Raw genomic sequence first — 12,403 nt, 5'->3', positions numbered from 1 at the left:
TAATCCGCGTCCCTTTCGCAAACAGTTAAATAGAAATAAAATCTTGCGAACCTTGCGTAAAACTTAGCGCCCTTTGCGGTTAATCCCACACAACGTAACGCAACCTAATAAAAATTAGCTATTTGTGTAAGTTGTTTAAGATCTAGTAATTGTATTTTCCGACCTTCCATCCAGATAAGATTATCTTCTTTAAATTCATGAAGTACTCTTGCCAGTGTTTCATTTGCAGTACCTGCCATGTTTGCCAAATCGGCTCTGGAAAGCATTATAAAAACCTTTTTTTCGATATCACTTATTTTATACTTATCATGTAATATTAGTAAACTAAGAGCGACTCTTTCCCTTACAGTTCGTTGAGATAATACAGCCATTAGGTTTGCCATAACACTAAATTCATGACTTAAACTTTTTAATAATAATCTGGAAAAAACTACCGAAGTGTTGAGAATATGAATAAAATCATCTTTAGAGATAAATGAAATGATGGCATTTTCTATAGCAACAGTGGTATCTCCATACGATTCCTCACTTAAAATAGCCGAATAGCCAAAAAATTCTCCAGGATTGTAGATGTAAATTATCTGTTCCCTGCCATCGTTATCAACTTTGTATTTCTTTATTTTACCAACCTTAACATAAAAAATACCTGTAGGCAAAGTTCCTTCAGTAAATATAGCTTCATGTTTGCGATATTTTTTATTATGCATAACCTCTTCGAGCATATCCTTATCATCTTCAGGAAGCTCATTTAAAAGATATTGGTTATTAAAAATAAATTTTGATATCATAATAAACTCAAAGTTAAGCTATTTTCCTTCCTGCTTTGTAAATATTGATTTAAATCAAATTTAAGCATCATTTTAGTCGTTATAATCTATTTTAAAGCTACTTACCTTTGTTTTATTCAAAAATTAAGTCACATTATACATTTTATAATAAAATGATATAATATAAAAACAAAAATTATGTTTATTCCTAGAAGTCTTTATTACACTAAAGACCATTTGTGGTTACGAAAAATTGGATCATGCGATTTCTATATTGGTATTACAGATTATGCTCAAAAAGAAATTGGAAAAATTGATTCAGTTGAACTAAAACTAGAAAGCAATACTATTAAAAAAGACGAAACATGGGGAACTATTTATGGTACAAATAAAACTTTTACCCTTATCTCCCCTTTAGATTGTGAAATCACAGTAACTAATTGTATCTTAGAAAAAAATGCATCACATATTAATACCGATTCTTATTATAATTGGCTCTTAAGAGTAGTTATCACAATAGATAACAGTACTTTTTTGACCAATGAAGAGTACATACAGCTAACAAAATGATTTTTAAAAACCTAAGACAAAATATTGATATCGAAGACAGTACATTTAATCAATTGTACCCAACTCGTATTCAAAGACTTTCTGAACGACATTGGACACCTGTAGAAATAGCCAAAGTTGCAGCCGATTACCTAGTCGACAAACCTTATAAAAAGGTATTAGACATTGGTGCCGGAGCAGGAAAATTTTGCTTAGTGGGAGCTGCATCTACAAGAGGCTTTTTTTATGGAGTAGAACAAAGAGAATCACTCATAAAAGTATCTAAGAAAATAGCCGAAAAACACGATATAAAAAATGTAGAATTTATTCATTCAAATATCGATCAAATCTCATTTTCAGATTACGATGCATTTTATTTCTATAACTCCTTTTACGAGAATATAGATATTACCTGTCCGATAGATAAAATCATACTTCCAGAAAAAGAATTGTTTCACACCTATTCTAATTATGTGAGAGAACAACTCGGCAAAACTCCCAAAGGCACAAGGCTCGTAACCTATTGGAGTACTTGGGAAGAAATTCCAGAAAGTTTTGACCTCGAAGAATCTGCTTGTGATGGAATATTGAACTTCTGGAAGAAAAAATCCTGATTCTATATTGCAATTTATATCAAAAAACCTGCCCGTAAATAATTTTCCGGGCAGGTTTTCTGCTTTAATAATAAAAGCAATAACTATACTGCTTTATTTAAAACTGCAACAACTTCTTTCCAATTGTTAACCCTTAAATGATGGGTTTGGTTTACATTATGAAACGCCGTAAACATAATAGGTTTTCCCATACAATAATCCAGATTCTTAGCATGATCATCAATCATATAATCTGTATTGATAATTCTTTTGCTTCCGCATAAAATAATATTTTCCCATTTTATAAAAGGAAAATGCTCCTCAAGCCAGAATACTTTTTCAGAAAGAGACATCGGAAACTCCATAGCTGCAGAAACTATAAAAAGCTCATAATTTTCTTGTAATTCAAGTAAACTCTCCACAGCATTAGGCATTACAGGCAATGTTCTAAAAAAATTCTCCGAATTTAAAATCCTACGCAAAATAGCTCTCTCCTTAAAAGCTTCTTCTTCGGTTAGCCCCTGAATACTATCTTTTGTAATCGCAGTTCCAAATTCATTATTATAATACGTGATTAAATGCGCCTCAATATCCGCAAGTACGCCATCCATATCGATAGCAATTGTTTTCTTATTCATGATAAATTATTTTGCAACAAATTTATGCAAAAATTGCAACATATTGCAATTTTAACTTATTTTTGCAATATAAATCCGCAACACATGAAAAAGGAAGAACGTCAGAACGTAATTTTAGAATACCTCTCAAAAGAGCACAGAGTAACGTTAATAGAACTTAGCGAATACTTAAACGTATCCGAAGACACCGTAAGACGCGATGTAAAAGAACTTTCTGATCAGGGATTACTCAAAGCAGTACGAGGCGGTGCTGTAGCCCCATCGCCAATACCGTTACATTACAGAAATAGAGAAAAACATGACCTCGAAAACAAAAAAATTATTGCCGAAAAAGCAATATCATTCCTAAAAGATGGACAAGTAGTATTTATCGATGGCGGAACAACTTCAGTGGCATTAGTGGCTAGTTTCCCTTACGATTTAAAAATAACAATCATTACAAATAGCTTTCCAGTTGCGGCATTAGTAGAAGATTTGCCTAATATCGAACTAATTTTTGCAGGCGGAAAAATGTGCAAAACATCATTTGCAACCTCCAGTATCGAAACAATAGATTTCTTCAGAAACTTTAGAGCCGATGTCTGCATCTTGGGAGTTTGCAGCATACATCACGAACGCGGAATTACAGGTATTATGTACGATGATTCGCAAATTAAAAAGAACATGATACAAAACTCAAACTTTGTTATCGCATTAAGTTCTATCGAAAAAGTAGGAACAGCCGAAGCTTATTTTGTTTGCCCAATCAAAGACATTAATGTTCTAGTAACAAATAATGATCCCGAAGATGAACTATTAAAACCTTATAAAGACGCAGGCATAACAATAGTCTAATACTATTTATAAGGAGCTAATCCAGCCATACACTATATCTTTGCTTGCCTAAAGAAGGCAAACAAAGGATGCCGTTACTGTCTGGGCTAGGACTCCCGTTTTCATAATAAATATAAGTTTAGGCAAATCTTTACTACCTAAAAATCCTTTCAAAAATCAAGATTCTGAAAGGATTTTACCCTTGTAAAAGTTTAAAACTTTGACTAAGGTTGTAATGGAGAATTTAATAGTGAATCAAATTGCAGAATCAGTTTCAAAATACAACATAACATACAAAATAAAGTCTCCCAGAACTCAACCTAAAATATCGTTTAATGAAAAGTAAACTTCTCTTGTTGCTTTAAAATTCCAATACTAATTTTTCCATTTTTTTTTAAATATGGACTTAGAATAATATATTTCTCTCCGGGAAAAATTATACTATAACTAAATGTGGTGTCTATTAATTTTATTTCTAAGTGATGTATTCCTTCTTCATTTATAAAAACTTTAATCGTTTCATGTGTAGGAACAACATTGGTAGATTTTAAATATATTTCCTTAACTTTCTTCCTGTCTAAATTTATTTCAACTTTCAAGTCATCGAGCTGGCTATTTTTTGGCTATTCAATCGAGATTATAAACTCTTTATTAGTACAACTTATCAAAAAAAACATCATTATAATTACTATTGTAAACTTTCGCATTATTGATTAATTTTTAGAAGTTTTTAAAAATAAATTTAACCTTATAAAAGTACTAATTTACTCAACAACAACTTTCATTTTAAAAAACTTCATTTCCATTAAATACACAAAAAAACCTCTTGAAATTTTACTTTCAAGAGGTTTTGTAATCTAAAACAAAAATGGTTTTCTATTTCCAACCACCACCTAAGTCTTTATAAATATAGACTGCAGCATTAAGTTGTTCTTTTTTAGTATCTACTAATTCCAGTTTAGCTTCCAGAGCATCACGTTGCGTCATTAAAACTTCAAAATAATCAATTCTGGCAGATTTAAATAAATCATTAGAAATATCAATCGATTTGTTTAACGCATCTACTTGTTGCGATTTTAAATCATATCCTTTTTGAAGGTTATCAATTTTAGAAAGCTGATTAGAAACTTCTAAATAAGCATTCAGAACCGTACGGTCATAATTATACAAAGCCTGAAGTTGTCTTGCATTTGCACTTGCAAACTCCGCTTTAATCGCATTACGATTAATTAATGGCGCAGCTAAATCTCCTGCTAAAGAATAAAGCAATGACTCTGGCATAGTAAACAAATACGATGGTTTAAATGCCTGTACACCTATTGCAGCCGAAATATCTAGTGACGGATAAAATTCGGCACGAGCTACTTTTACATCCAGTTTTGCAGCCACTAACTCTAATTCTGCTTGTTTAACATCTGGACGATTCGCTAACAACTGCGACGGAATCCCAGAACTAACAGATGAAGGCAACAAAGCCAAAAAGTTACTATTATCTCTTTTAATCTCTTGAGGATAACGTGCTAACAAAAAGTTGATTTTATTCTCTGCTTCTTTTATCTTCTGAAGAATCTCAAACTCCATACTTTTTGAAGTTAAAACTTCAGCCTGAAATTTCTGAACACCCAATTCTGTTGCTCTCGCAGCTTGCTTCTGAACTTTTACAATTTCCAAAGCATCCGTTTGCAATTTTATCGTCTGCTTTACGATTTCTAGTTGGCTATCAAGAGCTAATAATTCATAATAAGAATCTGCAACTTCTGCAATAAGATTTGTAATTACAAAGTTTTTCCCTTCTACAGTCGCTAAATATCTGCTTACTGCTGCTTTTTTAGAATTGCGCAATTTTTTCCAGATATCTACTTCCCAATTTGCATAAGCCGAAATAGTAAAATCACCTAGAGGATCTGGCGTTTCTCTACCAGGAGTTATTTCAGTAGAAGCATCACCAGCACCCTGGCTTGTATATCTTCCTACTTTCTCTACACCAGCACCAGCACGTACGCCAACAGTTGGCAACAATAATCCTTTTTTAACACGAATATCATTTTTGGCAATTTCTATTTCTTGCAAAGTGATATTTAGCTCCTGATTGTTTTTTAGAGCAACATCTATTAAATCTACAAGGTTCTGATCTTTAAAGTAATTATTCCACTTAATAGCCGACATATTTGTCGTGTCTTTCTTGTCTCCAAAAGACTCAGGAACCGGAGTCTTTGGAGTTTCTGCTACTGTTTCTGGAGTCTTGCAACTTACTACAGCAAGACAAAGCCCTAAAGCAATAGCATATTGATGTAATTTGAATTTATACATGATTGTTATCAATTTCTTCTGTTAATGGGTTTTCTTCTTCATGTTTTACCAGCTTGTGTTTTTCGGCAATTCTACCAAATATGTAATACAATCCCGGAATAACAAATACACCACAAATTGTACCTATAAGCATACCTCCGGCAGCGGCAGTACCAATGGTTCTGTTACCAATTTTACCTGGTCCCGTAGCAAAAGCAAGTGGCAATAGTCCGGCGATAAAAGCAAATGAAGTCATCAAGATAGGACGGAACCTCGCTTTCGCTCCCTCCATTGCGGCTTCAAGTACAGATTTACCAGCGGCATGCCTTTGTATGGCAAACTCTACAATCAATACGGCATTTTTACCCAATAAACCAATAAGCATTACCATGGCAACCTGAGCATAAATGTTGTTTTCTAATCCTGTTATTTTTAACAGAAGGAAAGCTCCAAAAATACCTGCCGGCAATGAAAGAATTACAGATAATGGCAAAATAAAACTCTCATATTGGGCAGCTAAAACCAAGTACACAAATCCTAAACAAATCAGGAATACCCAAATTGCCTGATTACCCTGTGCAACTTCATCGGCAGAAATACCTGCCCAATCAATATCATATCCTCTAGGTAACTTTTTGGCAGCAACATCCTGAATTACTTTAATAGCTGTACCAGAACTGTATCCCGGAGCTGCACCACCACTAATTTCTGTAGAATTGTACATATTATGTCTTGTAATTTCTGAAAGACCGTATACTTTTTCTAATTTCATAAATGCCGAAAATGGCACCATTTCATCATGGTTGTTTTTCACATAAAGCTTTAAGATATCATCAGGTTGTGCACGATATTCTGGAGCAGCCTGAACAATTACCTTATAGTTAATTCCGTATTTAATGAAACTAATTTCATAGTTACTTCCCACAAGAGTAGATAACGTATTCATCGCATTTTCGATAGAAACTCCTTTTTGTTGTGCCAAATCATTGTCTACCTTCATCATGTACTGAGGAAAACTCGCACTAAAGAAACTAAACACGTTAGATAACTCAGGTTGTTTGTTTAATTCTTCTACAAACTCTTTATTAACAGCTTCCATTTTTTTGAAATCTCCCGAACCTGTTTTATCTAGCAAACGAAGTTCAAATCCTCCTGCAGCTCCATATCCTGGTACTGCTGGTGGTTGGAAAAATTCGATATTGGCACCTGGAATATCTTTCGATTTTTCTTCCAGTTCTGCCATAATCTCCACTACAGATTGTTTACGATCGTTCCAATCTTCTAAGTTAATCAAACAAGTTCCCGCATTAGATCCTGTACCTTCCGTCAGGATTTCATAACCTGCAAGGGCAGATACTGATTTTACACCCTCTACATCTTCAGATATTTTTTGCAGTTTTAATGCAATATCATTTGTTCTTTCTAATGATGAACCCGGAGGTGTTTGTATAATAGCATAAAACATACCCTGATCCTCATTTGGTATAAATCCAGAAGGAACTGTGCTACTAATAAGCCATGTTCCTGCACAAAATCCTAGAAGTGCGATAATAGTAACAGCTCTTCTATTTACAATTTTGGCTAATACATTTTGATATTTGCCTTGAGCAAGATTAAACTTGTTATTAAAACCATCTATAAATCTGTTTACAGGTGTTTTCTTTTTAGGTTTACCATGATTATTTTTTAACATCATTGCACAAAGTGCAGGAGTTAAAGTCAAGGCAACAATACCCGAAAGTATAATTGCTGTAGCCATCGTGATCGAGAATTGTCTGTAAAAAACTCCTACTGGGCCAGACATAAATGCTACAGGAATAAATACCGCAGCCATCAGGAAAGTAATTGCAACAATAGCACCCGCAATCTCATGCATTGCTTTTTTAGTTGCTTTAAAGGCTGAGAGATGTTCTTCTTCCATCTTGGCATGGACGGCTTCGATTACCACAATCGCATCATCGACGACGACTCCAATCGCCAGAACCAACGCAAATAATGTGATTAAGTTCAATGAAATATCAAAGAATGTCATAAAAATAAAAGTCCCAATTAAGGAAACTGGTACTGCAATCGCAGGAATAACCGTAGAACGCCAATCGCCCAAGAAAAGAAATACAACAAGTCCTACCAGAATAAAGGCTTCGATTAAAGTATGAATTACTTTTTCGATAGAAGCATCTAAGAATTTAGAAACGTCATAAGAGATTTCATAATTCATTCCTTTTGGAAACTTTTGCTTAATTTTTTCAAGTTTAGCTTTTACATCTTCAATAACCTGATTTGCATTACTTCCAAATGATTGTTTTAATACAATCGCTGCAGATGGCTTTCCATTTAAATTAGAATAAATATCATACATCGAACTACCAAATTCAACTTTGGCAATATCTTTTAAACGCAAAAGCTCTCCGTTACTATTAGATCTAACTACTATATTCTCATATTGCTCTTTTGTTGTAAAACGACCAGAATATTTTAATACATACTCAAATGCCTGAGAACGTTTACCAGAACTTTCTCCTGTTTTACCTGGCGAAGCTTCTAAACTCTGACTTGATAATGCCTCCATTACTTCATCGGCAGAAATTTTGTAAGCCAACATACGATCGGGTTTTAGCCAAATACGCATTGCATATTCACGAGTACCTAAGATATCTCCTGATCCTACTCCATTTACCCTTTTTAATTCTGATAGTACATTGATATCTGCGTAATTGTACAAGAACTTCATGTCGGTATTTTTATCCGTACTATAAAGGTTCACATACATCAACATACTAGGAACTTCACGCGTGATCTTTACTCCTTCACGAACTACCAATGGAGGTAATTTATTGGTAACCGAAGCTACTCTGTTTTGAACATTAATGGCTGCCTGATTAGGATCTGTTCCTAAATTAAAAACCACTTGAATACTTGCTTCACCGTCATTTCCTGCATCAGAAGTCATGTATTTCATTCCTGGAACTCCGTTTAAAGCTCTTTCTAAAGGAATAACAACCGATTTAATCATCAATTCTCCATTAGATCCAGGATAATCTGCTGTAACATTTACCATCGGTGGAGAGATGGAAGGGAATTGAGTAATAGGTAAATTCATCACCGACAATATCCCTAAAAAGACAATTATTAGCGATATTACTATCGACAGTACAGGTCTTTGTATAAATTTATTAAACATTTATTTGTATTTTTTTAATGATTAAACCACATTATGAAATGTAGGCTTGTGAAATGTGAGTTGTGAAATGTAAACTGAACACTGTCACCGTAAACTGTTACTGAACACTGAACACTTCCCCCTACTCCGCTTTTAATCGTAAATTATTAATCACTTTTTGAGGAGCGATATAGCTAAATTTAATCTTATCATTATCTTTTACTTTCTGAACTCCTTCTAGTAAAATTTTATCATTTTCAGTAAGTCCGCTGCTTATTACATACAGATCTGGGATTTCGCCAGTAATACTGATTTCTCTAGAACTCACTTTATTGTTTTTATCTACAATAAAAACATATTTTTTATCCTGAATTTCGTAAGTCGCTTTTTGTGGAATCACAATCGCGTTTTTAAGCGGTACAAGCATTTGTACTTGTCCTGTTTCTCCGTTTCTAAGTAATTTAGCCGAATTAGGGAATCTTGCTCTAAAGGCGATATTTCCTGTTTCATTATTAAATTCACTTTCGATAACTTCTACGTTTCCTTTATCTTTAAAAAGTTGACCATTTGCTAAAACCAAATTCACTTTAGTTTCTGCACGATCTTTTACATCCGTTTGATATTGAAGATATTCTGGCTCAGAAACATTGAAATAAGCAAACATCTGACTGTTGTCTGAAAGACTTGTCAATAATTCACCTTCATCAATAAGACTTCCCAGTTTTAACGGAATACGATCAATTGTTCCGTCAAACGGAGCTCTGATTTCAGTAAATGATAAATGTAGTTTTGCCAATGCAACCTCTGCTTTTGCAGCCTGAAGTTTTGATAATGCTACCGCTTGTTCGTTTTTAGAAACGATATTTTTGTCTGCCAACATTTTAGTATTCTGCAATTCGATTTCAGCAGCTTTTTGTTCAGCCTGAGCTTTAAGTAACTCAGCTTCATACATTTTTGGCTGAATTTTAAATAACAATTGTCCAGCCTTTACAAACTGTCCTTCATCAACATAAATATTTTGTAAAAACCCTTTTTCCTGGGCGCGGAGTTCGATGTTACGTACAGATTTAATCTGCGAAACATACTCTTTAGTAAACGAAGTGTCTATTTTTACAGGGTTTGTTACTGTAAATTTTTCAGCTTCTTCTTTTTCTTCTTTTTTAGTTGTACAACTAGTTAGGCACACAAGGGCTATTAAGCCTGTGAACAAGATAATTCTCTTCATGGTATAAAATGGAAATTAAGCGATTGAATGCTTGGAATGCAATGATTCCTTTGGATGTTAAAAAGACATCAGTAGCCATAGTTATGCACGAACAGTCATACAAGAAGAAGTACTAAATATACAACAACAAGATATGCATCATAATCACACTTTAGGTAACCGATGTATCTTGTTTATCAGATTCTTAATACTCGTTGAGTAATATAAATAGGATTGGATTGGCCACAAAATGGCGTGAAGATTTTAAAACTATTTTGATGATGGTCTAAAATAGATTGACAAGAGAGTGTCAAATACCAATTATCTAATAAGCTATAATTTCCTGTAAAAAGTTTATCAGAAATTCCATCTTTGATATCTCCTCCAAGGTGTTCCTCGTCGATATCTAAGTCGGCATCTTCAATTAAAGAACTGCCTGAATCCTGATTAGTAAATTTTACTCGGTGTTTTTTCTCTAAACTATGAGAAGAAGAATTTTGATGTGTACCGGCATTAAGATATTGACCTCCGCCTAGCAGAAGCAAACTTAAATACACAAATATCACAACGATTTTTTTCATTTGGGGTCAAAAGTAAACAAAGTATTGAAACAAAAAAAGAATTTTCACTAGGCTTTAACAAGTAAAAGCCAACGAAAACGTTTTCTATTAGTTATCAAATAGTTAAATAACTCAAATCTTGTATTAATTTCTTAAAATAGTAACATTAATGATGTTTTTTTAGAAATATTTTATCCCATTAAATGCTACATTATTTCTGGTAACTTAAAAAAAGATCTTTTTTGTGTATAGCTATTTTAGGACGATACAATAAAATTAAACCTAGAATACAGAGTCTTATTTTATTCTTTTATGCAGATGTAACTGACTTAGCGCTATTATTTTATACTTACTTCGGCTTTATTTTTAAAAGTAGAAATTAAATATTCTTCGTGTCTATTTTGCTTAATATGACAAGAATCATATTTTGCAAAAAAGTCAGGCCATAACTTTGTGTTTTCTATAATTAAATGAAAACCCTTGCTTATATATTTTTAATAACTATGATTTTAAGACCTGTCTTTCCTGTCTTAGATTACATTATTAATTATGATTATATAGCGACTGAACTTTGCGAAAACAAAAATCAACCAGAATTAGATTGTAAAGGGAAATGTCATTTAAAAAAGGAATTAGGAAAAGCAACCGAAGATGATTCTTCATCTTCATCAGAGAAAAAGAGCTTTCCTACTGGATTAGATCTGTTATTCCTGGAAAAAATCAACTCATTTAATTTTAAACTCATTTTCAAATCCATTTTGAAGAATGATATTTTGCCTATAAATCTATATTCTCATTTCAATATTGATTTAATATTTCATCCACCTACTCTTCAGTATTAATTTTCGGAATTTTTATTAATTGTCTTATCGGTAATACAAACCGACAAGCTGCTTATTATCCATTTTTAAATTTAATACTTATGAAAAATTTTAAATATTTATCTATTCTTTTTGTTGCAGTTACTCTTTTTTCTTGTTCCTCTGATAGTGATTCTACACCCGAAAACCCTATTGATGAAATATCAGGACTTACAAAAATTCAAGAATTATCTAATGATAATCATATCATCGAACTTTATTCTGAAACTGGAAAATTAACCCAAGGTTACAACCAGATTTCATTAAGAATAAAAGATAAAAACACCAATACATACATTACCAACGCTTCCTTAAATTGGATGCCAATAATGAATATGGCAACCATGCAACATTCTTGTCCTAAGTCTCTAATCGAAAAGGTTTCTGGTAAACAAACGTTATACGATGGTACTATTGTTTTTCAGATGGCTCAAAATGACAAGGATTTTTGGGAATTAAAAATTAACTATACTATTAATGCTGTAGATTATACTGTAACAGCACCTATAAGTGTATTTGCATCTGAGAAACGTACTGTAAACTCTTTTACAGGAACTGATGGTGTAAGATATATTTTGGCTTACATTGCTCCTAAAAGCCCAAAAATTGGATTGAATAATATGACGGTAGGGCTATATAAAATGCAAGACATGATGACGTTTTCTGCGGTTGATAATTTTAAAGTAAAAATTGACCCAAGAATGCCAAGTATGGGCAATCATAGTTCTCCAAACAATACCGATTTAACACAATCGATAGCGCAAGGATTTTATAACGGAAATCTTTCCCTGACTATGACTGGTTATTGGAAAATTAACCTTCAACTCTTAAATGCTTCTGGCGATGTATTAAAAGGAGAAGAATTTACTCCCGAAAATACCTCAAGCAGTCTCTTCTTTGAGATTGAATTTTAATCATTTTATTAGTAACAAAATAAGGACTAAGTGGCAACGCTTAGTCCATCCCTATT

The 12,403-nt window shown here is 33.0% G+C and carries 12 protein-coding genes; 5 read left to right on the top strand and 7 right to left on the bottom strand.

Annotated elements, in window-relative coordinates:
• Positions 1 to 104: 104 nt before the first annotated feature.
• Positions 105 to 788 carry a Crp/Fnr family transcriptional regulator gene (locus SHI72_RS13625; protein WP_323490277.1) on the bottom strand — a complete coding sequence of 228 codons (684 nt, stop codon included), beginning with the start codon at positions 786 to 788 and terminating at the stop codon, positions 105 to 107.
• Between the two features lie 177 nt (positions 789 to 965).
• Between SHI72_RS13625 and SHI72_RS13620 the strand changes: the two genes are divergently transcribed.
• Both SHI72_RS13620 and SHI72_RS13615 read left to right on the top strand, forming a co-directional pair.
• Positions 966 to 1,337, top strand: a complete 372-nt coding sequence (locus tag SHI72_RS13620; protein WP_039120345.1) for a glycine cleavage system protein H — start codon at positions 966 to 968, stop codon at positions 1,335 to 1,337.
• Positions 1,334 to 1,930: a methyltransferase domain-containing protein gene (locus SHI72_RS13615; RefSeq protein WP_039114423.1), complete on the top strand. Its 597-nt coding sequence runs from the start codon at positions 1,334 to 1,336 to the stop codon at positions 1,928 to 1,930. The genes SHI72_RS13620 and SHI72_RS13615 overlap by 4 nt, the downstream gene beginning before the upstream one ends.
• An 83-nt stretch (positions 1,931 to 2,013) precedes the next feature.
• Here SHI72_RS13615 and SHI72_RS13610 read toward each other — a convergent pair whose 3' ends face one another.
• Entirely contained in the window at positions 2,014 to 2,547 is a 534-nt protein-coding gene (locus tag SHI72_RS13610; RefSeq protein WP_039120344.1) for a 5' nucleotidase, NT5C type, read from the bottom strand.
• 84 nt (positions 2,548 to 2,631) lie between these two features.
• Between SHI72_RS13610 and SHI72_RS13605 the strand changes: the two genes are divergently transcribed.
• Entirely contained in the window at positions 2,632 to 3,381 is a 750-nt protein-coding gene (locus tag SHI72_RS13605; RefSeq protein ID WP_323490276.1) for a DeoR/GlpR family DNA-binding transcription regulator, read from the top strand.
• Between the two features lie 311 nt (positions 3,382 to 3,692).
• Here the strand turns inward: SHI72_RS13605 and SHI72_RS13600 are convergent, their stop codons facing one another.
• The 5 genes from SHI72_RS13600 to SHI72_RS13580 form a co-directional block, all read right to left on the bottom strand.
• Entirely contained in the window at positions 3,693 to 3,959 is a 267-nt protein-coding gene (locus tag SHI72_RS13600) for a hypothetical protein (RefSeq protein ID WP_323490275.1), read from the bottom strand.
• A gap of 277 nt (positions 3,960 to 4,236) precedes the next feature.
• On the bottom strand, positions 4,237 to 5,670 hold the full coding sequence (locus SHI72_RS13595) for a TolC family protein (protein WP_323490274.1): 1,434 nt from the start codon (positions 5,668 to 5,670) through the stop codon (positions 4,237 to 4,239).
• Positions 5,663 to 8,830 (bottom strand): efflux RND transporter permease subunit, encoded by a 3,168-nt coding sequence (locus SHI72_RS13590; protein ID WP_039120341.1) that lies wholly within the window; start codon positions 8,828 to 8,830, stop codon positions 5,663 to 5,665. The genes SHI72_RS13595 and SHI72_RS13590 overlap by 8 nt, the downstream gene beginning before the upstream one ends.
• A gap of 121 nt (positions 8,831 to 8,951) precedes the next feature.
• On the bottom strand, positions 8,952 to 10,034 hold the full coding sequence (locus SHI72_RS13585; RefSeq protein WP_039114432.1) for an efflux RND transporter periplasmic adaptor subunit: 1,083 nt from the start codon (positions 10,032 to 10,034) through the stop codon (positions 8,952 to 8,954).
• Between the two features lie 176 nt (positions 10,035 to 10,210).
• Positions 10,211 to 10,594: a hypothetical protein gene (locus SHI72_RS13580; protein WP_039114434.1), complete on the bottom strand. Its 384-nt coding sequence runs from the start codon at positions 10,592 to 10,594 to the stop codon at positions 10,211 to 10,213.
• 482 nt (positions 10,595 to 11,076) lie between these two features.
• Between SHI72_RS13580 and SHI72_RS13575 the strand changes: the two genes are divergently transcribed.
• Together SHI72_RS13575 and SHI72_RS13570 are read left to right on the top strand one after the other, a co-directional pair.
• Positions 11,077 to 11,415 carry a hypothetical protein gene (locus tag SHI72_RS13575; RefSeq protein ID WP_052250190.1) on the top strand — a complete coding sequence of 113 codons (339 nt, stop codon included), beginning with the start codon at positions 11,077 to 11,079 and terminating at the stop codon, positions 11,413 to 11,415.
• An 80-nt stretch (positions 11,416 to 11,495) separates the two neighbouring features.
• A complete protein-coding gene (locus SHI72_RS13570) occupies positions 11,496 to 12,347 on the top strand; it encodes a hypothetical protein (protein ID WP_323490273.1) in 852 nt (283 codons plus the stop codon).
• Positions 12,348 to 12,403 lie beyond the last annotated feature (56 nt).

This window comes from Flavobacterium sp. PL02, assembly GCF_035013205.1.
In the GTDB taxonomy this organism is placed as follows: Bacteria; Bacteroidota; Bacteroidia; order Flavobacteriales; family Flavobacteriaceae; genus Flavobacterium.
This window is presented reverse-complemented; position numbering and strand designations above follow the sequence as displayed.